This is a genomic window from Haloferax massiliensis (assembly GCF_001368915.1).
Classification (GTDB): domain Archaea; phylum Halobacteriota; class Halobacteria; order Halobacteriales; family Haloferacaceae; genus Haloferax; species Haloferax massiliensis.
Genome location: NZ_CSTE01000001.1, coordinates 600,143 through 623,097, shown reverse-complemented (window position 1 = coordinate 623,097; position 22,955 = coordinate 600,143). Strand labels below are relative to the sequence as shown.

Genomic DNA, 22,955 nt, shown 5'->3' with positions numbered 1-22,955 from the left:
GTTGGCGACGACGGCGGGCGAAACCGGGGCTGAGACTACGCGCCGCCGCGATTGCCACCGGCGCTTACCGGCGGTTCACGACCATCTCGACCGACCCCTCGGGCCGGAGGGTAATCGAGGGGTCGAACGAGAGGTCGTGGGTCGGGTCGACCGTCCACGACTGGGCAATCGTCGCCAACGCGAGGCGCGCTTCCAGCATGGCGAAGCGGTCGCCGATACACCGCCGCGGGCCGCCGCCGAACGGGAAGTACGCGTACTTCGGGAGGTCGCGTTCGAAGTCCTTCGTCCACCGACTCGGCCGGAAGTCGAGGGGGTCGTCGTAGAACCGCGGGTCGCGGTGGAGCACCCACTGCTGGACCGCGACGGTCTGACCGGGTTCGACGCGGTAGCCGCCGACGGTGTCGGGTTCGGCGGCCTCGCGGATGAGTTCCCACACCGGCGGGTAGACGCGCATCCCCTCCTTGACGACCTGCTCGGTGTAGGTCAGGTCGTCGAGGTCGCCGAAGCCGGGCCGGTCGCCGCCGAGGACGGCGTCGAGTTCCTCGCGGAGCGTCGCCGCCTGCTCGGGGTTCGTCCCGAGGAGGTGGAGCGTGTAGGTGAGCGCCAGCGCGGTCGTCTCGTGGCCGGCGAGGAGGATGGTCACGAGCTCGTCGCGTATCTGCTCGTCCGGCAGGGGTTCGCCGTCGTCGTCGCGGAACGTCAACAGGAGCGAGACGACGTCGTTGGCCTCGGGGTCGGGGCCGTCCTCGCGGTGTTCGGTCACGATGCGGCCGACGACCTCGGTGAGGTCGTCCAGCGCCCGCTGGTACCGGCGGTTGCGCGGGGTGGGTACCCACCGGGGCACGTCCACCGGGCGCTTCATCGAGGTCGACGAGTAGTCCATGACGGTTTCGAGGGCGTCGCCGACGGCGGACTCCTCCTCGCGGATGTCCACGTCGAACAGCGTCTTCGCGGCGATTTCGACGGTGAGGCTCATCATGTCCCCGTGGATGTCGCGCGTCTCGCCGTCCTCCCACGACGACAGCATGCGCTCCGTGTAGTCGACCATCACCTCGCTGTAGCGCCGGAGCATCTGCGGGAGGAACGCCGGCTGCATCAGGTGGCGCTGCCGCCGCCAGAACTCGCCTTCGCTCGTGAGCAGGCCGTCGCCGAGGACCGTCCCGAGCGATTCCTGAAACAGCTCGCCTTTGATATACCGCTGGTTCTCCTGCACGAGGACGTGTTCGACGAGTTCGGGGTCGCTCAGCTGGTAAAACGAGATGCCGCCGATGTCGTACTCCGCGACCGGACCGTACTCGCGGGCGACCTCGGTGACGAACGCCAGCGGGTCGTCCGCGTACCGGAGGGTGTGGTGAACCACGGGCTTCGACGGGGGACTCGGCGGTCGTTCTCGACCGCGTTGCGTCGCTTCTGACATAGGTGAAGCTACGGGCGGAGGCGGGATGGCGCTGCTGCCGATGCCCGCCGGCCCTTTATATAGTGGCCCACCAAGTCGGCGACGCGACGACGGCGGGGTCACCCGAGGCGGTTCATCACGCGCGACTCAACCTTTCGGAGGTGTTCCGAGACGGTGCTCTGCGAGCAGTCGAGTTCGGCGGCGAGTTCTTCGACCGACACCCGGCGCGGGATGTCGTAGTAGCCGCGCTCGACGGCGGCGTCGAGCACTTCGCGCTGGCGGGCGGTGAGGTCCGCGCGGACGCCGCCGCGGACCGGCTCGTAGTCCGAGAGGCCGTCCACGCAGAACGCGTCTGTGAGCGAGTCGGGGAGCGACGTGACCGCGCCCGTGAGTTGCGCGTGGCTCCCGAGGACGTTGACGACGACGCCCTCGCGGGTGAGCCGAATCGGCATGTCCAAAAGCAGGTCGTGTTCGTCGACGAGTTCGAGCAGTCGCCGCACGGCGTCGTCGGGGACGAGATGGACGTGGCAGACGACGCCGCCGTCGGCCGTCTCGTCGGCGTCGAAGTCGACGATATCGGGGTGGTCGGCCAGTCGCGCCTCGATGTCCGGCGGCACGTCTTCGAGGACGCAGAGTTCGACCACGGTTCCGTCGGGCCGGAGCCGCAGGTCGCGAAGCTCCCCGCACGGGTGGCGGCCGTCGACCGCGAACACGTCGTACGGGCTCCCGAACGGGTTTTCCTCGGCGTCGAAGTGGGCCCGGAGACACTTCATGCGTTAGTTCCCCTCTCGCGCCGCCGAGGTATGCAAGTTACTCTCCGACGCGGTCCCCGTCGGTCGTCGGTCCCCGTCGGTCGTCGGTCCCCGCCGCTCTCCGCCGCTAACCACGGGCAACGCTTGCCGTAACTGACGGTTATTCCTCTGTCGAAGATTATGCACCTGATACATGAATCGAGGCTTCCGCACGCTCGGCCTCCACGCCGGACAGGACCCGGACCCGGCGACAGGGGCCCGCGCCCCGCCGCTCTATCAGACCACGTCGTACGTCTTCGACGACGCGGACCACGCCGCGGACCTGTACGCCCTCGAAGCCGACGGCGACGTCTACTCCCGCATCTCCAACCCGACGACCCGCATCCTCGAACGCCGCCTCGCCGCCCTCGAAGCGGGCGTCGACGCGGTCGCCACCGCCTCGGGCATGGGCGCGCTCGACGCGCTCACGACCGTCCTCGCGTCCGTCGGCGATAACGTCGTCCTCTCGGAGGACATGTACGGCGGCACGGCCTCGTACTTCTCGAAGACCGCGGTCAGGCGCGGCATCGAATCCCGGACCGTCGACACCCTCGACGTCGACGCCTACGAGGCGGCCATCGACGAGGACACCGCCTTCGTCCACGTCGAGACGGTGGCGAACCCCTCGCTGAAGACGCCGGACTTCGAGGCCATCGCCGAGGTCGCCCACGAGCACCGCGTCCCGCTCGTCGTGGACAACACGTTCGCCACGCCCGCGCTCTGTCGGCCCATCGAACACGGCGCGGACATCGTCTGGGAGTCCACGACCAAGTGGCTCCACGGCTCCGGCACGACCGTCGGCGGCGTCGTCGTCGACGGCGGCACCTTCCCGTGGGACGCGGCCGACTACGACGAGCTTTCGGGCGAGAACCCCGCCTTCGGCGTCGACTTCGTCGAGCGGTTCGGCGAGCGCGCCTTCGCCGAGGCCGTCCGCCAGCGCGCCGTCAGGAGCACCGGCAGTTGCCAGTCGCCGTTCGACGCGTGGCAGACCTTGCAGGGCGTCGAGACGCTCGCGCTCCGGATGCGCGCCCACTGCGAGAACGCCCGCCGGGTCGCCGAGTTCCTCCGCGACCGCGACGGCGTCGCGTGGGTCACCTACCCCGGCTTCGAGGACCACGAGACCCACGACCTCGCCTCGGAGTACCTACAGGGCGGCTACGCCGGCATGGTCACGTTCGGCCTCGACGGCGAGGACGACGAGGCGGCCTACGGGGCCGCAAAGACCGTCTGCGAGTCGGTGGACCTCGTGAGCTTCCTCGCCAACATCGGCGACGCGAAGACGCTTCTCATCCATCCCGCGTCGACCACGCACGCCCAACTCTCGATGGATGAACAGCGCGCCGCGGGCGTCGCGCCGGACATGCTCCGCCTGTCGGTCGGCATCGAGGACGCCGACGACATCGTCGCCGACCTCGACCAGGCAATCGAACGCGCCCTTCGTCGGCAGGCCGACGGGGACTCGGAGGATACATGAGCCGCACGCGAACCACGCCCGGTCGCCGGGTCGAATCGGACGTCGTCGACGTCGGCGAACACGAGTTCGAGTCGGGCGAGATACTGCCCGACCTGAAAGTCGCCTACGAGGCCTACGGCGAGTTCGACGGGCAGAACGCGGTTCTGGTCTGCCACGGCCTCACCGGGAGCCAGCACGTCGCCGGCCACGGAACCGAGTCGGGCGTCTCCGGGCAGGCCCGCGCGTGGTGGGGCGACATCGTCGGGCCGGGCAAGGCGCTCGACACGAACGACTACTACGTCATCTGCGTGAACGTCCCGGGGTCGTGTTACGGCACGAGCGGCCCGGCGAGCGAGGGCCCCGACGGCGAGCCGTGGGGCACGGACTTCCCGCCGGTCACCGTCCACGACTGGACCCGCGCCCAGCGCCGCCTGCTCGACCACCTCGGAGTCGGTCGCTTACACGCCGTCGTCGGCGGCTCCGTCGGCGGCATGAACGCCCTCGACTGGGCCGTGCAGTTCCCCGACGACGTGGAACGCCTCGCGGTCGTCGCCTCGGCGGCCCGCCTCGACTCGCAGTGTCTCGGCATCGACGCCGTCGCCCGCCGCGCCATCACCTCGGACCCGAACTGGAACGGCGGCGACTACTACGGGGAGGACCGCCCCTCGCCCGACGCGGGCCTCGGCCTCGCCCGCCAACTCGGCCATCTGATGTACCTCTCGAAGGACTCGATGGAGCGCAAGTTCGGCCGGCGCTCGGCGGGCCGCGGCGACCGCGGCGACGCCTTCCCCTCGGACCCCGCGGCCTCGTTTTTCCCGTACCGCGAGGTCGAGTCCTACCTCGACTACCAGGCCGAGAAGTTCGCCGAGCGGTTCGACGCCAACGCGTATCTGTACCTCACGCGCGCCATGGACGACTTCGACCTCTCGGAGGGCTACGAGTCCGACGCGGCCGCGCTCGCCGCCTTCGAGGGCGAGGCGCTCCTCGTCTCCTTTACCGGCGACTGGCACTTCACGACCGAGCAGTCGGAGTCGCTCGCGGGCGCGTTCCGCCGCGTCGACGCGCCGGTCGCCCACCACGTCGTCGAGTCCGACCACGGCCACGACGCCTTCCTCGTCGAACCCGAGAAAGTCGGGCCGCCGCTCGGCGACTTCGTCGACGAGGGCGTCGCGGGCCGCGCGGTGACCGACACCGCGACCGACGGCGGCGAACCCGACGACGAGAAGGACTTCGCGCCGGTCCACTCCTCGCTGTTTTCGCGCTGAGGCGCGGGTGCCGTCCCGGCTTCTGCCCGGCGCTCTTCGGCTTGCGCGTCGGTCCCGCGTCGCAGAAGCCGGCGGGAATTGCGACCGCCACCGCGATTTACGCCCGTCCGATTCGACGGTCGAGGTATGAGCGACGACGACAGCCCGGGCTTCCACACTCGGAGCCTCCACGCCGGACAGAGCCCCGACGACGCGACGGGCGCGCGCGCCCCGCCGCTGTACCAGACCACCTCGTACGTCTTCGAGGACGCCGCCGACGCGGCCGCGCAGTTCGCCCTCGAAAAGCCGGGCCACATCTACTCGCGGCTGATGAACCCGACCGTCGGGATGTTGCAGGAGCGCCTCGCCTCGCTCGAAGGCGGCGTGGGCGCGGTCGCCACGTCGTCCGGGATGGCCGCGTTCGACCTCGCCACCTTCCTGCTCGCCTCGGCCGGCGACAACATCGTCTCCGCGTCGTCGCTGTACGGCGGGACCTACACCTACCTCACCCACACCGTCGAGCGCCGCGGCGTCACGACCCGGTTCGTCGACACCCTCGACGTGGACGCCTACGAGGAGGCCATCGACGACGACACCGCGTTCGTCCACCTCGAAACCATCGGCAACCCGGCGCTCGTGACGCCCGACATCGAGGCCATCGCCGAGGTCGCCCACGACCACGGAACCCCGCTTTTCGTGGACAACACGTTCGCGACGCCCTACCTCTGCAACCCCATCGAACACGGCGCGGACCTCGTCTGGCAGTCCACGACGAAGTGGATTCACGGGGCCGGCACGACCATCGGCGGCATCCTCGTCGACGGCGGCACCTTCCCGTGGGACGAGTACGCCGACGACTACCCCGAAATCGCCAAGCCGAACCCGGCGTACCACGGCGTCAACTTCGACGAGACGTTCGGTCCCGCCGGCTTCACCTACGCCGCCATCGCCCGCGGCCTGCGCGACCTCGGCAACGCCCAGTCGCCGTTCGACGCGTGGCAGACGCTCGAAAAGCTCGAATCGCTCCCGCTTCGGATGCGCGCGCACTGCGAGAACGCCCAGGCCGTCGCGGAGTTCTTAGACGACCACGAGAAGGTGTCGTGGGTGAACTACCCGGGCCTCGAATCCCACGAGACCCACGAGGAGGCCTCGAAGTACCTCGACGGCGGCTACGGCGGCATGATTACCTTCGGCCTCACCGACGGCTACGAGGCCGCCAAGGGCACCGTCAACAACGTCGAACTCGCGTCGCTCCTCGCCAACGTCGGCGACGCGAAGACGCTCGTCATCCACCCGTCGTCGACGACCCACCAGCAACTCACCGAAGACGAGCAGGCCGCCGCGGGCGTCACGCCCGACATGGTCCGCCTGTCGGTCGGTATCGAGGACGTCGACGACATCATCGACGACCTCGACCAGGCGATTCGCGCCGCGTCGAACTGAACCGAGTCGGCTCGCCTCGGACGAACCGCTCTCGGTCGCCGCGTCGGGTCGGCCTCGGCGGACGAGTCGGCGACCGACCGCCGTCCCTTTTGTGCCTGCGCCAGTAGGTGACTGCGTGGTAGAAGCACTCCTCTTCGTCGGTCTCCTGGTGGCAGTGTTCGTCGGGTTCAACATCGGCGGCTCGTCCACGGGGGTCGCCTTCGGCCCCGCGGTCGGGAGCGACGTGCTCGGAAAGCTCGCCGCCGCGGCCCTGATGACCGGGTTCGCGCTCCTCGGCGGGTGGACCCTCGGCCGGGAAGTCGTCGCCAAGATGGGCGGCGAAATCGTCCCGCAAAGCGAGTTCACCCTCGCGGCGAGCGTCGCCGTCCTCTTTTTCGTCGGCTTCGCGCTGTTGGTCTCCAACACCTTCGGCGTCCCCGCCTCCACGTCGATGACGGCCGTCGGGGCCATCGCTGGCCTCGGCCTCGCCCACGGGTCGCTCGACGCCGGCGTGATGCTCGAAATCATCTCGTGGTGGATCGTCGCGCCCGTCATCGCCTTCTGGGTCTGCGCGGTCATCGGGCGGTACGTCTACCCCTACCTCGACGCGTGGCTCAAACTCGACCGGAGCCCCGGCGCGCTGGTCGAACTCGACCGCGACGGCGGCGTCCCGCGCCCGCGACTCGGGCCGAACACGACCTACCGCGAGTTCGGGAGCACCGTCCTCGTCGTCGTCGTCGCCTGTTACATGGCGTTCTCCGCGGGCGCGTCGAACGTCGCCAACGCGGTCGCTCCGCTCGTCGGCAACGGCGCGCTCGAAATGAACACCGGCATCCTCGTCGCCGGCGGCGCTATCGGCCTCGGCGCGTTCACCATCGCCCGCCGGACGCTCGACACGGTCGGCAACGACCTCACGCAACTGCCCATCCTCGCGGCGCTCATCGTCGAGACGGTGAGCGCGTCGCTCATCTCCTTCCTGTCGGCCATCGGCATCCCCGCCAGCCTCGCCGTGAGCGCGACGATGTGCATCGTCGGTCTCGGCTGGGGTCGGGCGACCCGCACCGTCACCATCGGCGAGGCCCTGAGCGGCGGCGAGGCCCCGAAGGTGTCGGTCAACGCGCTCGCCGCTGAGCGAGAGGACGAGGTACCGAAGATGGGCGAGGAAGCGCCGGACGAACTCTCCGCGCAGGACCTGTTCGACCCCGGCACGACCGGGCGCGTCATCTTCTTCTGGATGCTCACGCCCTCGCTTTCGGCCATCGCGTCGTACGCGTTGTTCTCGGCTGACATTATCTGAAGCGCTCGCCCGACCCGCCGGCCGTTCCGAAACCATCACGGTCAACAATGAAACAAACGGGCGGCCATCGCCCCGGTGCGGATCGAATTCGGCGCACGGAACAGCAAAGTCTAATGGGGTGGCCTTCGAATCCTCTGTCGATGCCCACGGTAACCTACCTCAACTACGAAGTTCTCGACGACAACGGCTGGGACCTCGACGACGACAACCTCTTCGAAGAGGCGGCCGACGCCGGTCTCGACGCCGAAGACTACGGTGAGATGGAAGTCAACCAGGGCGAGTACATCCTTGAAGCCGCCGAGGCCCAGGGCTACGACTGGCCCTTCAGCTGCCGCGCAGGTGCCTGCGCGAACTGTGCGGCCATCCTGAAAGAGGGCGAAATCGAGATGGACATGCAGCAGATCCTCTCCGACGAGGAGGTCAACGACAAGAACGTCCGTCTCACCTGCATCGGTTCGCCCATCGAGGACGAGGTCAAGATCGTCTACAACGCGAAGCACCTCGACTACCTGCAGAACCGCGTCATCTGAGGCGCTCACCCGCACATTTCTTTCGACGCGCCGACCCGTGACCCGCGGGTGCGCCGTTTGTCCGCCCCGTGAACTGCGAGGCCGACAGCGATTTGTCCCGCGACGCAGTCGCTTCGCTCGTGTCGAGTCTCACGACCGTCGCCCGGGAACTCCGTTCTGACCGCTCGCTTCCGTCCGAAGCGACCGAAGTCGGACGGCTCGGACTGTTTCTCGCCTGTCTCGCGGTGGCGAGCGCGGTCAGCTACTGGGTCGCGCTCAGGCTCCGCGGCGTCCCGATAGTCGGCGCGCTCTCGTCGCCGAACGTCTCCGGACTCGCGATTCCGACGCTCGCATACGCGAGCTATCGCGGCGTCTCGCTCCCGTTCGGCCCGCCCGAGCGGTCCCGACTCGCCGACGCGCTGGCGACGGCCCTCGCGCCGGGACTCGCCGTCGTTGCCACGAGCGCCCTCCTCGCGGTCGGCTTCGACGCCTCGTACGCCGCGCTCGTCGGGTGGACGTACCACCCCGAGGCGTCGGTCGCAACGGCGGCGGTTCGGGCCGCCGAAGACGCGGCGCTCGCGGGCCTCGGGTTCGGGCTCCTCGTCGCGGTCGTGTTCGACCTCGGCTCGTCGCGGGTCGGCCTCTCGCCCGCTCGCGCGGTCGCCGCGACGGCCGCGCTCGTGACGTTCTTTCGCTCGGTGCTCCGCGACGCCGCCTTCACGCTGGTCGTCTTCCCGAAACCGTGGCGTGTCGCCACCGTCTCCCTTCTCCTCGTCGCTACCGTCTGCGGCTGCGTCGCCGCCGGCGTGACGTACCGAAGCGCGGTCGAGCGGTCGCTCCGCCCCGTCTCGCGGCCGGCGCTCGCCCCCCTGTTCGCCTTCGGACTGCTCGGTCTCGTCGCCTTCGGGACCGTCTTCGCCGAGTTCCCCGGCGGCGTCGAGCACCTCCTACGAGCGCTCGCGTTCGGCGTCGCCGCCTTCGGCTACGCCCGCGCGGAGTCGGTGTGGGTCCCCGCGGCCGCGCTGGCGCTGTTCTCGATTTCGGTTCGACTCGTCGGCTTCGTGGAACTCGCGGCGTTCTGACCCGTCGGCGGGGTCGGTTTCAGGATTGATACCCGTCCCGAACACCTAACTCCCCTGCCCCCAGTCTGCGGGTATGTTCGGTATCGGCACGCTCCCCGACCTCCTGCGGTTGGCGGTGCTCCCCATTCTCGCGTGGACCGCGGTACGCGACGTTCGCACGCGGCGCGTCCCCAACGTCGTCTGGTATCCGCTGGCCGCGCTGGGTCTCGTCCTGCTCGCGTGGGAACTGGTCGGCCACCTCCCGCCCGAGACCGTCTTCGACCGGCTCTATCTGATTCGCGTCGGCGTGAGCGTCTGTCTCGTCGTCCCGCTTTCGTACCTGTTCTGGCGGCTCGGCGGCTTCGGCGGCGCGGACGCGAAGGCGCTCATGGTGTTCGCCGTCCTGCTCCCGACGTTCCCCAGCTACACCCTCGCCGGGACGGAGTTCCCGCTCGCCGCCACCCGCCTCGGCGTCTTCTCGATGACGGTTCTCACGAACACGGTCATCGTCGGCCTCGCCTACCCGCTTTTCCTCGCCGCCCGGAACCTCGCCGACGGCGAGTTCGAGTTCCCCATCTCGTTCGTCGGCCGCCGCGTCTCCGTGGCGTCGCTCTCGACGGCCCACGGCCGCCTGTTCGAGTCGCCCGAGGGCGTCACGCGGAACGGCCTCGACCTCGACGCGCTCCGGATGTACCTCCGCTGGCGCGGCCTGACGCTCTCGGACCTGCGTTCGAACCCGGACACGCTCCGCGACCCCGACAGCATCGACGAGACGTTCGACCCGACGGACGGCGCGGTCCACCGCGCGGCGACCGACGGCGGCACGTCGGCCGATTTCGACGGCGACGACGCGGCCGCGGACGCCGGCGACGGAGACGCCCCCGGCGTCGGGGACGCGGACGCGTCGTCCGACGACCCGTGGGGCGCGGCCCGGTTCCTCGACAGCATCGAGGGCACCGCCTACGGCACGTCGCCCGAGAAACTCCGCGGCGGACTAGAACTCGTGACGACCCGCGAGTCGGTGTGGATTTCGCCGGGCATCCCGTTTCTCGTACCCATGTTCGTCGGCCTCGTCGTCGCGTTCGTCTACGGCGACGTCCTCTTCGGCGTCCTCGGCGCGCTCGGCATCGTCTGAGAACTCGCGGAGAGCCGGGTCGGGCGCGCCTCCCGCGCGGCGACGCACAAGAGATAACCCCCGCCACCGCGTGGCCCGAACCATGACCGTCGATGTCGACTTCGGCGAGGACGGCCTCGTCCCCGCCGTGGCGCAGGACGCCGACTCCGGAGAGGTGCTCATGCTGGCGTACGTCTCGCCCGAGGCGCTCGACCGAACCGTCGAGACGGGCCGGGCGCACTACTACTCGCGGAGCCGAGACGAACTCTGGGAGAAGGGTGCTTCGAGCGGCCACACACAGGAGATTCGGGAGGTCCGCGTCGACTGCGACGCCGACACCCTGCTGTACCTCGTCGACCAGACCGGCGGCGCGTGCCACACCGGTCACCGGTCGTGTTTCTACCGCACCGTCGAGGGCGAGCACGTCGGCGAGCGCGTCTTCGACCCCGACGCGGTCTACGACGACGAGTGACCGATGCGAGCCGACCGATGACGGGCGCGACCGGCGTGACCACGGCGACCCCCGTGGCGACCGACCGATGACCGCGGTCCCGAGGCGATGGTGAACGTCAGTCCGATTTCGGTGGTCGCCATCGTCGTGGGGCTGAGCTGTTTCGCCCTCGGCGGCCGACTGCTCAAGAGCGCCGCGGCCGCCCGCCGGGTCGCCCGCTCCGACGACCCGGAGTTCGTCCTCGACCCGACCCGCGAGGACCCGCCGGACGACGAACTCGACGGCGACGACCTCGAACGCGGCTTCATGCTTCTGGTGTTCGGCGCGCTGGCGCTCCTGTTCGCGGCGATTAGCCTGTGAGCGGCGGGTGAAAAGAGGTTCTTTTCGGTCGGTTTTGCGGTCGAGTTATAGCGTCGCAACCGCGTGTCGGAGCGCGTCGGCGGCGTCCTCGGCGAGTTCGCTCGCGCGCTCCTCGGAGCGACCTTCGGCGTAGACGCGGACCTTCGGCTCGGTCCCCGAGGGTCGGACGAGCACCCACGCGTCGCCGTAGTCGAGGCGGTAGCCGTCGGTCGTGTTCGGGGTCGCGTCGGCGGATTCGGCGTAGTCGGCGGCGGCGTTGAGCATCGCGGTCAACTCGGACTCCTCGTCGTATTCGAGGTTGATGCGGACGTTGTAGTAGTCCTGATACGGGGCGACGAGTTCGCTCGGCGGGCGCTCGGCGACGAGTTCGAGGAACTTCGCCGCGATGTACGCGCCGTCGCGGACGAGGCGGTAGTTGGGGTAGAACACCCCTCCGTTGCCCTCGCCCGCGACGGGGACGTTCCGGCCCTCGCGCCAGAGTTCGCGGACGCGGGTGATGAGGTTCGTCGCGCCGATGGGCGTGAGTTCGAGGTCGGCACCGACCTCCTCGCAGACGTCGACGAGCCGCTGGGAGACGTTCACGGCGGAGACGGTCGCGTCGCCCGGTTCGAGGGCGGCGGCCGCGAGGGCGGCAAGCGACGCCTCGCCGGAGATGCACTCGCCGCGCTCGTTCACGAAGACGGCCCGGTCGGCGTCGCCGTCGTGGGCGATTCCCACGTCGGCGTCGGTCGCGCGGACGAGGCGTTCGAGGTCGCGGAGGTTCTCGGGGACCGGTTCGGACTGGCGGCCGGGGAAATGGCCGTCGGGTTGGGCGTTGACGGTGCGGACCTCGCAGCCGAGTTCGCGGAGGAAGTCGGGCGTGACGAGCGACCCGGCCCCGTGGCCGGGGTCGAGCGCGACGGTGAGGTTCGCGGCGGCGATTTTCTCGCGGTCGACGTTGGCGAGGAGGTCTTCGCGGTAGCCGTCGTTCGCGGTCCCGACCGACCGGACGCGTCCGACGCCGTCCCACTCGGCCACGTCGAACTCCTCGGCGAGGATGTGGTCTTCGATGCGCTCTAACTCCTCGACGGCGAGTTCGACGCCGTCGTCGCCGACGAGTTTGACGCCGTTGAACTCCGGCGGGTTGTGCGAGGCCGTGATGACGACGCCCGGAACGGCCTCGGTCTCGCAGTAGCGGACCGCGGCGGGAGTGGGGACGACGCCGAGGTCGTCCACGTCGACGCCGACGCTCGCCAGCCCGGACTCGGCGGCGTTGACGAACATCTCACCCGTCGTCCGGGTGTCCCGTGCGATGGCGACCCGGTCCGCGTTCCAGACCGTGCCGGCGGCCTTGGCGACGCGGAGGACGAACTCCGGGGTGAGGCTCTCACCTACCACGCCGCGGGTGCCGCTGGAACCGAAGAGTTTCATTGAGTGTGTGTGAACCCCGGCGCGACAAAGCCGTTCCGAACTGGTGGCTCCGCTGAGACGTTCCCCGCCGCGTCTCGGTCACCGACTCCCGGTCGCCGTATTCGCATCGACTCCGAGTCGCCGTATCCGCACCAACCCCGAGTCGCCGTATCCGGTGCGTTTACGCACGTCGCTCGCGCACGGTGGCGTATGTTCCCGGAGTTCGAAGTCGTCCCCGCGGTCGACATGCAAGACGGCGAGGTCGTCCAGCTCGTGCAGGGCGAACGCGGCACCGAGAAGACCTACGGCGACCCGGTCGAGGCCGCCCGCCGCTGGGTCGACGCCGGCGCGGAGACGCTCCACCTCGTCGACCTCGACGGCGCGTTCGAGGGCGAGCGGAAGAACGCCCCGGCGGTCGACGCCGTCCTCGACGCGGTCGACGTGCCGCTCCAACTCGGCGGGGGCATCCGCACCGCCGACGACGCCCGCGACCTCCTGGACCGCGGCGTCGACCGCGTCATCCTCGGCACCGCGGCCGTCGAGAACCCCGACATCGTCGCCGAACTCGCCGACGACTACCCCGACGGCGTGATGGTCAGCCTCGACGCGAAAGACGGGGAGGTCGTCGTCTCCGGGTGGACCGAAGGCACCGGTCTCGACCCCGCCGAGGCGGCCGCCCGGTACGAGGACCTCGGCGCGGCGGCCATCCTCTTTACCGACGTTGACGTGGAGGGGCGACTCGAAGGCGTCCACCTCGAAACGACCTCGGCGGTCGTCGACGCGGTCGACATCCCGGTCGTCGCCTCCGGCGGCGTCGCCTCGGCACCGCGCTCTACGAGGGCCGGTTCACGCTCGAAGAGGCGATGGAGGCGTAGCCGCGTCGCTCACGTCCCACGCGCCCAGCGCCGAAGCGCCGCGCGGCGCTACGCGTCGAGATACGCGCCGACCGCCGCGACGAGGCTCTCGACGGTTCCGTACACGCCGACGGCGACGAACAGCGCGCCGATTATCACGGTCTCGGGGCGCGAGGTCGCGAGGAACGGCCCGGCGAGGACGAGCATGCTGACCGTCACGACGTCCCGTTTCGGGCTGCCGGTCGCTCCGCGCCGCATCAACCGGTCGCCTCCGAACGACTCGATTCCCGCCGTGTCGGGCCGCCCCCTGCCATTTCAGACGCCCCCGCCGAGCACCGCCGCGCCGACCGCGAGCGTCACCAGCGCGACGCCGAACGCGACGGCGACCCCGGACCGCGCGGTGAGCAGAAGTCCCCCGACGCAGATGGTGTACCCCACCACCAGCGCTCCCTTTCGCTGCATACCCCACCGTACGCGTCCGAAACCATGAACGTCCGTCAGACGCGCGTCTGACGCGTCGGTGGCGTGAATCACCCGCTCGGCGACGAGAATCCCTATATGCGCGGCCCGCCTCGAACGCGACATGAGCGACGCCGACCGACGCGCGGCCGTCTCCCGCGAGACGGCCGAGACGACCATCGACGTGACGCTGGCCATCGACGGCGACGGCGACGCGGTCGTCGACACCGGTATCGGATTCTTCGACCACATGCTGGAGGCCTTCGCCAAACACGGCCTGTTCGACCTGACCGTCCAATGTGACGGCGACCTCCACATCGACGACCACCACACCGTCGAGGACGTGGCTATCGTCCTCGGCGAGGCGTTCACCGAGGCGCTCGGCGACAAGCGCGGCATCGTCCGCTACGCCGACCGCAAGGTCCCGCTCGACGAGGCCGTCGCCTCCGTCGTCGTGGACGTGTCGGGGCGCCCCTTCTTCGAGTTCTCGGGCGAGTTCTCCCAGCCCTCTATCGGCGAGTTCACCAGCCACATGGCCGAGCACTTCGCCATGTCGCTCGCGATGAACGCCGGCCTCACGCTCCACGCGGGCGTCGAGGGCGACAACGCCCACCACGAGGTCGAGGCGCTGTTCAAGGCGCTGGCGCGGTCGCTCGACGACGCGACTCGCGTGGACCCGCGGCGCTCCGACACGCCGAGCACGAAAGGGAAGCTCTAGTCACCGCTTTTTCTCCCCTGAGCCCGCGCGTTCGACCGCTCAGGGCCGCCGGAGCGTCCCCGCGTCGTCGACGAGCAGGCCGCGTTCGATAGCGTAGTCGAAGATGTCGGCGACCTCGTCGTCGTCGAGGTCGTACGCGCCGGACGCCAGCGCCTCGACCTCCGCCCGCTCGACGGGGAACTCCCGGTTCTGGAGGATGCGGATGACCTTCCGGAACTTCGGCGGCTCCCCGTCCCGGCCGGACGACTCGGCGCTCGTCTGTGGCTCCTCGGCGGCGGCCGACTCGGGTTCGTCGCCGGTCTGTTCTGCTTCGTCGGTCTGTTCTGCTTCGTCGGTCTGTTCCGCTTCGTCGGTCTGTTCCGCTTCGTCGGTCTGTTCCGCTTCGTCGGAGTCGCCGGTCTCGTCCGGCGAGTCGTGGTTCGCCGGTTCCGGCGGCGTCGGCGCGGGGTCGACCGCGTTCACGTCGACCGAGGCGGCCTCGCCGACCGACTCGCTCGCGGTCCGTTCCGGTGCCGCGGACGCGCCCGTCTCGGCCCGCGCGTCGTCGGCCACGTCCACGTCGGCGTCGACGCCGAGTCGGGAGAGAAGCGGCGCGATGACCTCGCCGAGCGTCTCCTCGCAGTGCTCGCAGAGGACGACGCGGCGCTGGTCGTCGGCCGGCGTCAACGCCGGCGGCAGTACCTCGAACACGCCGACGGCGTCGGTCCCACAGAAGTCGCAGGTGCGTAGTTCGCGCATGCACGACGGGTCTCCGCGCCGACGGTTAAACCCACTCCCCGGCCGCGACCCCGGTGGCCTGCCCGCGGCGTCGGTCGCCCGCCGGTGGTGTCGGTCGCCCGTCCGCGGTGTCGGCCCCGCGGCACCGTCGCCCCGCGGCCGCCGGTGACGGACCACTTAATGTACCCGCCCGCAAATCCCCCGACCAACGAATGTTCGACGAGATTATGGAGAAGTTCGAGGGCAGCCCGAGCCAGCAGGCTGTCATTCGGCTCCTCTTGGAACGGGGCTTCTCCGTCAACGACCAGGGACGGGTCGTCTCGGGCGGCATCGAGATACCGAACACCGGCATCGCCCGCGAGGCCGACGTCGACCGGCGGGTCGTCGACTCGACGACAGACGCCATCCTCGACGACGAGGAGCTTCGGCGAATCTTCCAGAACATCTCGTCGATTCCGAGCCTGATGGACCTCGCGCCGGTGCTCGACCTCTCCGTGCTCACGGTCGAGGTCGCCGACGCCGACGAACCCGGCATCGTCGCCACCGTCACCTCCAAACTCGCCGACGCGGGTATCTCGATTCGACAGACGATAAGCGAGGACCCCGAGTTCACCGACGACCCGAAGCTCTACATCATCACCGACGAGCCGATTCCCGGCGACCTGCTCAACGACCTGTCGAACCTTGAGTTCGTCCGCCGAATCACCATCGCCTGAGCCGGTCCGTCGGCTCCGCGAATATTCTGTCAACGCTGCAATAAGATTCTTGTGACCTCCCGCGGTAGGTTTTCGCATGGGTTCCATGCGCAGTTGCATGTGCTGTGGTGAGCCGATTTCCGAGACGCGCCACCTCTGCGGCGTCTGCATCCAAAACGGGTGTACGTCGTACGCGGACGCCTGCGGTCAGTAGCGCGTCGCGTTCGGTCCGCGCCCCCGTCGCCCTCCCTCCCCGACGCCCGCGTCGGTTCGCCGACGACACGGTGCGAACGCTTTTCCACGCCGCGCCGCCAACTCGGTGGCATGACCGACGCCTATCGAACCGTCGCCGGCCGGGCCGACGCCCGCTTCGAGGTCAACGGCTCGGAGTTCATCGGCTACGTCTCCCCCGCGGAGACGGTCGAGGAGGCGGAGGCGTTCGTCGCCGAAATCGAGGAGCGCCACCCCGACGCCACCCACAACGTCCCCGCCTACCGGGTGCCCGCGGGGTCGGCCTCGTCGTCGGTGCCCGGCGGGGGGAGCGTCATGCTCCGCGAGTACCAGAGCGACGACGGCGAGCCGAGCGGCTCGTCGGGCAAACCGGCGCTCAACGTTCTCGTTCAGCAAGACGTGCGCAACGTCGCCGCCGTCGTGACGCGCTACTACGGCGGCACCAACCTCGGCGTCGGCGGCCTCGCTCGCGCGTACTCCCGGGCCGTGAAGGAGGCGCTCGACGCCGCGGGCGTCGTCGAGGAGATCCCTCACGAGCGGTTCACCGCGACCGTCGAGTACGACGACTCGGGGAGCGTCCGCGGGCTCTTAGAGAGCGCGGGCGTCGAGTTCGAGGCCGCCTACGAGGCCGACGTCTCCTTCGCGGTCCGCGTCCCCGTCGAGGACGGCCCGGACCTCCGCGACCGCATCCGAAGCGCGACCAGCGGCCGCGCGGACATCGAGTAACGCGGCCGCGTTTTCGCTCGCCCGCCGGTTCGCTCGTCGAACCGTCCCCCCGCCTTCTGGTCTCTCTCGTTTCGCTCTTCTCTCTCGTCGCCGGCCAGTCGGCCTGCCGGCCTCGACTTCCGGGAGCGGTAGACTAAGGCCCGGTCTCACCGTGGCACCGCTATGACAGACCGATACGAGGCGGTCGTGGTCGGCGGCGGCATCGTCGGCTCGTCCGTCGCCTACCACCTCGCCCGCGAGGGCGTCGAGACGCTCCTCGTCGACCGGGCCGACGAGGGCCGCGCGACAGACGCGGGCGCGGGCATCCTCTCGCCGGGGACGACCAGCCGAGACGACGAGATGTGGGTCGAGTACGCCGTCGAAGCCGTCGCCTACTACGACGAACTCGTCGCCGCGCTCGAACGCGACCAAGACGGGCCGCACGGGTACGCCGAGCGCGGCGTCCTCGGTGTCGCCGTCGACGACGCGGAGGTGGCGGCCTTCGAGGAGACGCTCGAACGCGTCCGCGACCGACAGGAGCGATTCGGAGTGCCGGAGCCGGGGACGGTCCGCGAACTCGACCCCGCGGCGGCGAACGCGCGGTTCCCGCCGCTCGCCGACGTGGAACGCGCGTTCTTCTCCGAGGACGCCGCCCGCGTGGACGGCCGGGAGTTCGAGGGCGCGCTTCGCCGGGCCGCGCGGACGCACGGCCTCGTCGAGGAGGCGGCTAGCGTCGAGCGCCTCGTCGTCGCCGGCGACCGCGTCGAGAGCGTCGAACTCGAATCCGGCGGGCGAATCGACGCCGACCACGTCGTCGTCGCGGGCGGCGCGTGGTCCGCGGCGTTCGGGTCGCAACTCGGCGTCGACGTCCCGGTCGAACCACAGCGCGGCCAAATCGTCCACCTCGACGTCGAGGCCGACACGGACGGCTGGCCCATCGTGAGCCCCTTCCGCGGCCACTACATGGTGCCGTGGGACGACGGCCGGGTCGCCGCCGGCGCGACGAGAGAGACCGGCTCGGGCTACGTCCCGCGGACGACCGTCGCCGGGTTGAACGAGGTGTTCGAGGAGGTCCTCCGCGTCGCGCCCGGCCTCGCGGACGCCTCGCTTCGGACCGCGCGGGTCGGCCTCCGGCCCCTGACTCCCGACGGGCGTCCGGTCCTCGGGCCGGTCCCCGGCGTGGCCGGCGTCTCGCTCTGTACGGGTCACGGCCCGACGGGTCTCCAGTTGGGACCGTACAGCGGAAAACTGGTCGCGGACGCCGTCCGCGACGAGGCGGCCGACCCGGCGCTCGACCGCTTCGGTGTCACGCGGTTCTGAGTCGATCGCGTCTCGTTCGGCGGGGACCGAGTCGCCCCGAGCCGACTCGGTCGTCCCCGCTCAGTCAGTCGGCTCTACCTGTTCCGCGGGGGTCGGCGCGGCCTTGTCGCCCGCCTCGCGGCGGTTCTTCACGGCCAGCGCGCCGAACAGCGCCCCGCCGGCCGCGCGCATAGCGAGGTCGACGGGGACCGTGTTGGGGACCTCGCCGACGAGGCCGAGGAAGCCGCCGAGGTCGTACACGGCGTTCAGAAGCAGCATCGGTGCCATGAGGAGGAACGCCGAGAGGGCGAACAGGGCGCGTTCGGTCTGCGACACGCGGCTGTAGAGGTAGCCGATGACGGTCGCGCCCAGCCCGACGACGCCGACGAAGACGCCCGCCACCGGGATGACCACCTCGGGGACGAAGTAGCCCACGTCGGCCACGTCGGCGAACGTGATGACCGCCGCGGCCTCGCCCCGTCCGCGGAGGAGCAGGATGCCCGGCGTGAGGGCGAACGCGAAGGGCACGATGGCCTTGTTGAGCGACAGCGAGAACGCCTTCGTCCCGGTCCGGAACGGGTTGGACCGGGCGATGCCGGAGGCGGCGTACGCCGCGACCGCCACCGGCGGTGTGATGTCCGCTATCACCCCGAAGTAGAGGATGAACAGGTGGGCCGCGAGCAGTGGAATGTCGGACGACTGCGCGATAGCCGGCCCGAGCAGCGAGACGAGGATGATGTACGTCACCGTCGTCGGCATCCCCATCCCGAGGATGATGGAGGCGATGGCGGTGAAAAGCAGCAGGAGGACGATAGAGCCGCCGGCGACCGCCTTGATGAGCGCGGTCAGGTTCGGGCCGAGGCCGGTCGCGCTGACGACGCCGGGGATGATGCCCGCGGCGGCGACGGCGACGACGACCTCGGTCGAGGTGCGCGCGCCGGAGTCCATCGACTTCCCGATGAACGTCACGTAGCGGAAGACGTTCAGGTCGGACAGCGACGGCCGCGAGACGGCGTTGGCGACGTTGTCGGCCGCTTCGTCGACCGCGTCGTCGAACTCCAACAGCGGCGAGTCGAGCGCCGGCCGGACGAGCATCACGACGAGGCTGATGAAGATGGCGATGATGCCGAGGTCGCCGGCCGCGGCGAACAGCGCGGCAGTCGCGCCCAGCGGTTCGCCGCTCCCGCCGGTGACCGCGTCGACGATGCCGACGCCGGTGGCGACGTACGAGCCGAGTTGCGCGACGAACGCCGCCGCGATAGCGCCCAAGAGGGGGACGCGGGTCCGCTTGCTGTACGCCGCGACGACGGACAGAAGCGCCATGATGGCGATGAGCGTGAACCACGCCGAGCGCGCGACCGTCAGGCGCTCGACGAGCAGGTAGTACATGAGCAACACGAGCGGGATGAGGTAGAACCACCCGCGGGAGAGGTGCTTGCCGAGGTCGACGACCTCGGAGCGGTCGAGGCCGCCGATGCCCGCCCGGGTCGCTTCGAGGTGGACCATCACCCACACGCCGAAGAAGAACACCACGGCGGGGATGGCCGCCGCGATGATGATGTCGGAGAAGGGGACGCCGATGAACTCAATCATGAGGAACGCCGCCGCGCCCATCACCGGCGGGAGAATCTGCCCGCCGGAGGAGGCGGAGGCCTCGACGGCCCCGGCGAACTCCGAGCGGTAGCCGGAGCGCTTCATCAGCGGGATGGTGAACGCGCCGGTCGTCACCGTGTTAGCGATGGAGGAGCCGGAGATGGTTCCCATGAAGCCGGACGCGAGGATAGACGCCTTCGCCGGGCCGCCCTTTCGGGTCCCGGTCGCGGCGTACGCGAGGTCGATGAACCACTGGCCGGCCCCCGACATCTCCAGGAACGCCCCGAACAGGATGAAGATGTAGATGAACTGCACGGAGACGGTGACCGGGATGCCGAAGACGCCGTTTTCGGTGTTGTACCAGAGGTTCTGGACGATGTTCGCCCACGACCCCTCGGGGATGGACAGCACGCCGACCAGCGGCATCGACGGCGAGATGAGGTAGCCGAACTTCGCGTAGACGATGAACGAGGCGACGATGACCATCAGGTAGAACCCGAGCGAGCGGCGGGTCGCCTCCAGGACGAGGAGGACGCCGACCGCGCCGAGGAAGAACGGGTAGGACACGTCCGCGAAGGGGAGCACGCCGATGACCGCGACGACCGCGTCGGCGAGGAAGCCCAGCGGGCCGAGCGTCTCGGACAGCGAGACGAACGGTGCGCCGAGGTACTCGGCGACCGTCCGACCGGCTTCGAGTCCGAACACGCGAAGTTGCTGTATCTCGGACCACTCGAACACCATGTAGGCCGCCGTGGCGACGGCGAGTACGATGCAGAACACGTCGAGCGGCGTCACGCGCTCGCGTTCGGGGTCGACCGCGAGCCACCGGACGAACCGGCGGAGGCCCGCCGCACCGCGGGTGAGCGGGTGGTCCTCGCCGAGGCTCGACGCGAGGCTCGGGACCACGCGGCCGAGCGCCGTGGCGAACCTGCCGTGGCCGGTCGTCGGCGGGAAGAGGACGAACGCCAACACGAGCGCGAAGGCGACGTGAATCGAGTTCACCTGCAGGAGTTGGAGCGCCCCCAGCGACACCTCGCCGACGAGCGGCAGCGTCGCGGCGAACTCGAAGCCGCGGGCGGCCAGCCACGACTGGAAGACGGAAAACGAGATTGCGACGAGCGACGTGAGAATCGCCGCCCACCCCGAGAGCGTCCGCTTCCGGTCGATGCCCTCCAGCATCTCCTGTGCCTCTTCTTCGGATAGTTCTTCGTCGGTACTCCCGGCCTCGCGGTCGTCGTCCGCGGGCGACTCGCCGCCGTCGGTTCGAACCGGCGGGTCGGCCGGTGCCGCGTCGGTCTCCGGGTCGGGCCGGGAGTCGCGTTGGTCGTCGGGGCCGTCGGTTCGGCCCTCGTCGTGTGTTCGGTTCATCGTTGGTCAGTGGAGGGCGGCGTCGAGGACGGAGCGGTGCGTGACGTACAGGCGGACCGAGCGCGCGTCGGAGAGCGCTACGAGGTCGTAGGTCCGGTCACCGACGTGTAGTTTGTGGCCGGCGATGCGACCGGGTTTGACGTACAGATCCTCGTAGCTCCCCTCGGGGTCGAAGACGAACGAACCGTTCTCGGTCGTCACGTTCGCCCGAGCGGGGAGTCCCGCGCCGTAGGATTTGAACTCCATTTTGGTCATGACGAGCTCGCCGTTCCGAACCGCGTAGGCGTCGAGGACGCGCGTCTTCTCGACGCTGTGGGTGTATTCGAGCGCGACGGTCGTGTTCTCTTCGACCGGCATCGTCTGTAGTCGCTCGCCGGTCTCGGCGTCTTCGACGACGAGCACCTGTCCGGCCGGGACGGCGGCGCTTCCGCCGACAGCGAGCGCCAGCACCGCGACTACGACGAGGAGACGTGTGGGAGTCGAATCAAGCATCGAAAGGTGGGTAGGAAACCGCTGTTCGAAAGTGAATCGAAGCGTCCCGCGTTAGCCGAAGTAGGCCTGCGCGCCGGGGTGGAGCTCGATGGACATACCGTCCTGTGCGCTCTCCTTGGAGATGAACTCCGTCTTGATGGTGAGCTGGTCGACGTTGTCGAAGATGGCGTCGGTGACCGCTTCGACGGTCGCCTCGGGCTGTTCGGCGTTGGTCGCGATCATGGCCTGAACCGAGACGGTCGGGGCGGGGTTCTCCAGCCCGTAGGTGCCCGACGGGACCTCGTCGTCGGCGTAGAACGGCGCGGCGTCCTTGACGGCCGTGCGGTTGTCGCCCTCGATGGGGACGATGCGGACGTCCTCGGTCGCGGCGAGCTCCTCGATGGCACCGACCGGCCAGCCGCCGACGACGAACGCGGCGTCGATGTCGCCGTTCTTCAGCTGGTCGGAGGCCTGCGAGAAGCCGGTGTTCTGCTCGCTGTAGTCGGAGATGCCGAGGGCTTCGAGAATCTGGGTCGCGTTGACCTGCGTGCCCGAACCGAGGTCGCCGGTGTTGATGGTCGCACCGGAGAGGTCAGAGGGCGTCTCGATGCCCGTGTCCGCGAGCGTGACGATGTGAATCGTCTCGGGGTAGAGCGTGGCGACGCCGCGGAGGTTCTCGACGGGGCTGCCCTGGAACGCCTCGATGCCCTCGCCGTTGCGGGCGAAGTAGGCGACGTCGTTCTGAATCAGCGCGAAGTCCGCGTCGCCGCGGGCGAGACTACCGACGTTCTCGACGGACGCGCCGGTGGACTGCACCTGAAGCGTGAAGTCGGTCTGCGACTCGACGACCGACTTGAACTCGTTCGAGAGGGGGTAGTACGTGCCGCCCGTCCCGCCGGCGTGCCACGAGAGTCGGCTCTCCGTACCACCGTTACCGCCGGATTCGGTCGTCGTCTCCTCGTCGGCGGTAGTGGTCTCTTCGCCGCCGGATTCGGTCGTCGTCGTGGTCGTCTCTTCGCCGCCGCCGCCGGAACAGCCGGCGAGTCCGGCGAGGCCAGCGGCACCTGTCGCTGCGATAAACTGTCGGCGGTCAAGCTTCCGAGTCATACAGTCCTATTCGACGCGATGCGTATTTATGGTTGTTCATGTCAATGACCAGCTAATCGCGATTTTCCCGCCGATACTGCCACATAATTACCGAATTTTGAATAGTAATTCGATAACGAGTCGCATCCCTGGACTGGCCGGTCGGAAGAGGACTTCAGTCTCGGGCTGTCGGTTCGATTCGTCGAGTCTCGACGCGCCGGCCTCTCCGCGTTCGCCTTCGAATTCGTCCCGTGCGTTCGCGGGACTTCGAC

Annotated in this window: 22 protein-coding genes and 1 pseudogene; 14 read left to right on the top strand and 9 right to left on the bottom strand. The window is 69.5% G+C overall.

Features of this window, described 5'->3' with window-relative positions; all coding sequences use genetic code 11:
• Positions 1-64: 64 nt before the first annotated feature.
• Positions 65-1,417 (bottom strand): cytochrome P450, encoded by a 1,353-nt coding sequence (locus tag BN996_RS02995; RefSeq protein WP_089777107.1) that lies wholly within the window; start codon positions 1,415-1,417, stop codon positions 65-67.
• A gap of 98 nt (positions 1,418-1,515) precedes the next feature.
• Positions 1,516-2,169, bottom strand: coding sequence for a helix-turn-helix domain-containing protein (locus BN996_RS02990; RefSeq protein WP_089777106.1), 654 nt, complete (start codon positions 2,167-2,169; stop codon positions 1,516-1,518).
• 172 nt (positions 2,170-2,341) lie between these two features.
• Between BN996_RS02990 and BN996_RS02985 the strand changes: the two genes are divergently transcribed.
• The 9 genes from BN996_RS02985 to BN996_RS02945 all read left to right on the top strand — a co-directional run bounded on the left by BN996_RS02985 (position 2,342) and on the right by BN996_RS02945 (position 11,098).
• On the top strand, positions 2,342-3,661 hold the full coding sequence (locus BN996_RS02985; RefSeq protein ID WP_089777105.1) for an O-acetylhomoserine aminocarboxypropyltransferase/cysteine synthase family protein: 1,320 nt from the start codon (positions 2,342-2,344) through the stop codon (positions 3,659-3,661).
• Positions 3,658-4,905, top strand: a complete 1,248-nt coding sequence (gene metX, locus BN996_RS02980; protein WP_089777104.1) for a homoserine O-acetyltransferase MetX — start codon at positions 3,658-3,660, stop codon at positions 4,903-4,905. The genes BN996_RS02985 and metX overlap by 4 nt, the downstream gene beginning before the upstream one ends.
• Positions 4,906-5,031: 126 nt before the next feature.
• A complete protein-coding gene (locus BN996_RS02975) occupies positions 5,032-6,327 on the top strand; it encodes an O-acetylhomoserine aminocarboxypropyltransferase/cysteine synthase family protein (protein WP_089777103.1) in 1,296 nt (431 codons plus the stop codon).
• A 154-nt stretch (positions 6,328-6,481) separates the two neighbouring features.
• A complete protein-coding gene (locus BN996_RS02970) occupies positions 6,482-7,603 on the top strand; it encodes an inorganic phosphate transporter (protein WP_193310925.1) in 1,122 nt (373 codons plus the stop codon).
• Between the two features lie 140 nt (positions 7,604-7,743).
• Positions 7,744-8,133, top strand: coding sequence for a ferredoxin Fer (gene fer, locus BN996_RS02965; RefSeq protein ID WP_089777101.1), 390 nt, complete (start codon positions 7,744-7,746; stop codon positions 8,131-8,133).
• A gap of 119 nt (positions 8,134-8,252) precedes the next feature.
• Positions 8,253-9,194, top strand: coding sequence for a hypothetical protein (locus BN996_RS02960; protein ID WP_089777100.1), 942 nt, complete (start codon positions 8,253-8,255; stop codon positions 9,192-9,194).
• 73 nt (positions 9,195-9,267) lie between these two features.
• A complete protein-coding gene (locus BN996_RS02955; protein ID WP_089777099.1) occupies positions 9,268-10,308 on the top strand; it encodes an A24 family peptidase in 1,041 nt (346 codons plus the stop codon).
• Positions 10,309-10,378: 70 nt separating this feature from the next.
• Positions 10,379-10,759, top strand: a complete 381-nt coding sequence (gene hisI / locus BN996_RS02950) for a phosphoribosyl-AMP cyclohydrolase (RefSeq protein WP_264371783.1) — start codon at positions 10,379-10,381, stop codon at positions 10,757-10,759.
• A gap of 87 nt (positions 10,760-10,846) precedes the next feature.
• A complete protein-coding gene (locus tag BN996_RS02945; RefSeq protein WP_089777097.1) occupies positions 10,847-11,098 on the top strand; it encodes a hypothetical protein in 252 nt (83 codons plus the stop codon).
• A gap of 45 nt (positions 11,099-11,143) precedes the next feature.
• Here the strand turns inward: BN996_RS02945 and glmM are convergent, their stop codons facing one another.
• Positions 11,144-12,508 carry a phosphoglucosamine mutase gene (gene glmM, locus BN996_RS02940; RefSeq protein ID WP_089777096.1) on the bottom strand — a complete coding sequence of 455 codons (1,365 nt, stop codon included), beginning with the start codon at positions 12,506-12,508 and terminating at the stop codon, positions 11,144-11,146.
• A gap of 189 nt (positions 12,509-12,697) precedes the next feature.
• On the opposite strand from glmM, the pseudogene hisA reads away from it, so the two are divergent.
• A pseudogene (gene hisA / locus BN996_RS02935) lies at positions 12,698-13,362 on the top strand (1-(5-phosphoribosyl)-5-[(5-phosphoribosylamino)methylideneamino]imidazole-4-carboxamide isomerase).
• Positions 13,363-13,410: 48 nt separating this feature from the next.
• Here the strand turns inward: hisA and BN996_RS02930 are convergent.
• On the bottom strand, positions 13,411-13,599 hold the full coding sequence (locus BN996_RS02930; protein ID WP_089777095.1) for a hypothetical protein: 189 nt from the start codon (positions 13,597-13,599) through the stop codon (positions 13,411-13,413).
• 57 nt (positions 13,600-13,656) lie between these two features.
• Positions 13,657-13,803 carry a hypothetical protein gene (locus BN996_RS19960; RefSeq protein WP_167344093.1) on the bottom strand — a complete coding sequence of 49 codons (147 nt, stop codon included), beginning with the start codon at positions 13,801-13,803 and terminating at the stop codon, positions 13,657-13,659.
• Positions 13,804-13,924: 121 nt separating this feature from the next.
• Here BN996_RS19960 and hisB point away from each other — a divergent pair, with 121 nt between their 5' ends.
• The gene (hisB, locus tag BN996_RS02920; RefSeq protein WP_089777093.1) at positions 13,925-14,518 is read left to right on the top strand and encodes an imidazoleglycerol-phosphate dehydratase HisB; all 594 of its coding nucleotides are present in this window, start codon (positions 13,925-13,927) and stop codon (positions 14,516-14,518) included.
• 39 nt (positions 14,519-14,557) lie between these two features.
• Here hisB and BN996_RS02915 read toward each other — a convergent pair whose 3' ends face one another.
• Positions 14,558-15,256: a hypothetical protein gene (locus tag BN996_RS02915; protein ID WP_089777092.1), complete on the bottom strand. Its 699-nt coding sequence runs from the start codon at positions 15,254-15,256 to the stop codon at positions 14,558-14,560.
• Between the two features lie 191 nt (positions 15,257-15,447).
• Here BN996_RS02915 and BN996_RS02910 point away from each other — a divergent pair, with 191 nt between their 5' ends.
• The 3 genes from BN996_RS02910 (at position 15,448) to BN996_RS02900 (ending at position 18,186) form a co-directional block, all read left to right on the top strand.
• Complete coding sequence (locus tag BN996_RS02910) at positions 15,448-15,951, top strand: TrpY family transcription regulator (RefSeq protein WP_089777091.1); 504 nt, start codon at positions 15,448-15,450, stop codon at positions 15,949-15,951.
• Between the two features lie 303 nt (positions 15,952-16,254).
• Complete coding sequence (locus BN996_RS02905) at positions 16,255-16,887, top strand: IMPACT family protein (RefSeq protein WP_089777090.1); 633 nt, start codon at positions 16,255-16,257, stop codon at positions 16,885-16,887.
• 162 nt (positions 16,888-17,049) lie between these two features.
• Positions 17,050-18,186 carry an NAD(P)/FAD-dependent oxidoreductase gene (locus BN996_RS02900; RefSeq protein ID WP_089777089.1) on the top strand — a complete coding sequence of 379 codons (1,137 nt, stop codon included), beginning with the start codon at positions 17,050-17,052 and terminating at the stop codon, positions 18,184-18,186.
• Positions 18,187-18,246: 60 nt separating this feature from the next.
• On the opposite strand, the gene BN996_RS02895 is transcribed toward BN996_RS02900, so the two are convergent.
• The 3 genes from BN996_RS02895 to BN996_RS02885 are packed head-to-tail and all read right to left on the bottom strand — an operon-like array spanning position 18,247 to position 22,704.
• Entirely contained in the window at positions 18,247-21,126 is a 2,880-nt protein-coding gene (locus tag BN996_RS02895) for a TRAP transporter permease (RefSeq protein WP_089777088.1), read from the bottom strand.
• Positions 21,127-21,132: 6 nt separating this feature from the next.
• Positions 21,133-21,618 carry a DUF1850 domain-containing protein gene (locus BN996_RS02890; protein WP_089777087.1) on the bottom strand — a complete coding sequence of 162 codons (486 nt, stop codon included), beginning with the start codon at positions 21,616-21,618 and terminating at the stop codon, positions 21,133-21,135.
• A 51-nt stretch (positions 21,619-21,669) separates the two neighbouring features.
• Positions 21,670-22,704 carry a TAXI family TRAP transporter solute-binding subunit gene (locus BN996_RS02885; protein ID WP_089777086.1) on the bottom strand — a complete coding sequence of 345 codons (1,035 nt, stop codon included), beginning with the start codon at positions 22,702-22,704 and terminating at the stop codon, positions 21,670-21,672.
• Between the last annotated feature and the right edge of the window lie 251 nt (positions 22,705-22,955).

Excerpts from the sequence above, each read along its gene's own strand:
- BN996_RS02910 (WP_089777091.1), top strand. The coding sequence starts at position 15,448 with ATGTTCGACGAGATTATGGAGAAGTTCGAGGGCAGCCCGAGCCAGCAG.
- BN996_RS02945 (WP_089777097.1), top strand. The coding sequence starts at position 10,847 with ATGGTGAACGTCAGTCCGATTTCGGTGGTCGCCATCGTCGTGGGGCTG.
- BN996_RS02955 (WP_089777099.1), top strand. The coding sequence starts at position 9,268 with ATGTTCGGTATCGGCACGCTCCCCGACCTCCTGCGGTTGGCGGTGCTC.
- fer (WP_089777101.1), top strand. The coding sequence starts at position 7,744 with ATGCCCACGGTAACCTACCTCAACTACGAAGTTCTCGACGACAACGGC.
- hisB (WP_089777093.1), top strand. The coding sequence starts at position 13,925 with ATGAGCGACGCCGACCGACGCGCGGCCGTCTCCCGCGAGACGGCCGAG.
- metX (WP_089777104.1), top strand. The coding sequence starts at position 3,658 with ATGAGCCGCACGCGAACCACGCCCGGTCGCCGGGTCGAATCGGACGTC.
- BN996_RS02930 (WP_089777095.1), bottom strand. The coding sequence starts at position 13,599 with ATGCGGCGCGGAGCGACCGGCAGCCCGAAACGGGACGTCGTGACGGTC.
- glmM (WP_089777096.1), bottom strand. The coding sequence starts at position 12,508 with ATGAAACTCTTCGGTTCCAGCGGCACCCGCGGCGTGGTAGGTGAGAGC.
- BN996_RS02895 (WP_089777088.1), bottom strand. The coding sequence starts at position 21,126 with ATGAACCGAACACACGACGAGGGCCGAACCGACGGCCCCGACGACCAA.
- BN996_RS19960 (WP_167344093.1), bottom strand. The coding sequence starts at position 13,803 with ATGCAGCGAAAGGGAGCGCTGGTGGTGGGGTACACCATCTGCGTCGGG.
- BN996_RS02900 (WP_089777089.1), top strand. The coding sequence starts at position 17,050 with ATGACAGACCGATACGAGGCGGTCGTGGTCGGCGGCGGCATCGTCGGC.
- BN996_RS02975 (WP_089777103.1), top strand. The coding sequence starts at position 5,032 with ATGAGCGACGACGACAGCCCGGGCTTCCACACTCGGAGCCTCCACGCC.
- BN996_RS02885 (WP_089777086.1), bottom strand. The coding sequence starts at position 22,704 with ATGACTCGGAAGCTTGACCGCCGACAGTTTATCGCAGCGACAGGTGCC.
- BN996_RS02890 (WP_089777087.1), bottom strand. The coding sequence starts at position 21,618 with ATGCTTGATTCGACTCCCACACGTCTCCTCGTCGTAGTCGCGGTGCTG.
- BN996_RS02985 (WP_089777105.1), top strand. The coding sequence starts at position 2,342 with ATGAATCGAGGCTTCCGCACGCTCGGCCTCCACGCCGGACAGGACCCG.
- BN996_RS02990 (WP_089777106.1), bottom strand. The coding sequence starts at position 2,169 with ATGAAGTGTCTCCGGGCCCACTTCGACGCCGAGGAAAACCCGTTCGGG.
- BN996_RS02995 (WP_089777107.1), bottom strand. The coding sequence starts at position 1,417 with ATGTCAGAAGCGACGCAACGCGGTCGAGAACGACCGCCGAGTCCCCCG.
- BN996_RS02905 (WP_089777090.1), top strand. The coding sequence starts at position 16,255 with ATGACCGACGCCTATCGAACCGTCGCCGGCCGGGCCGACGCCCGCTTC.
- BN996_RS02915 (WP_089777092.1), bottom strand. The coding sequence starts at position 15,256 with ATGCGCGAACTACGCACCTGCGACTTCTGTGGGACCGACGCCGTCGGC.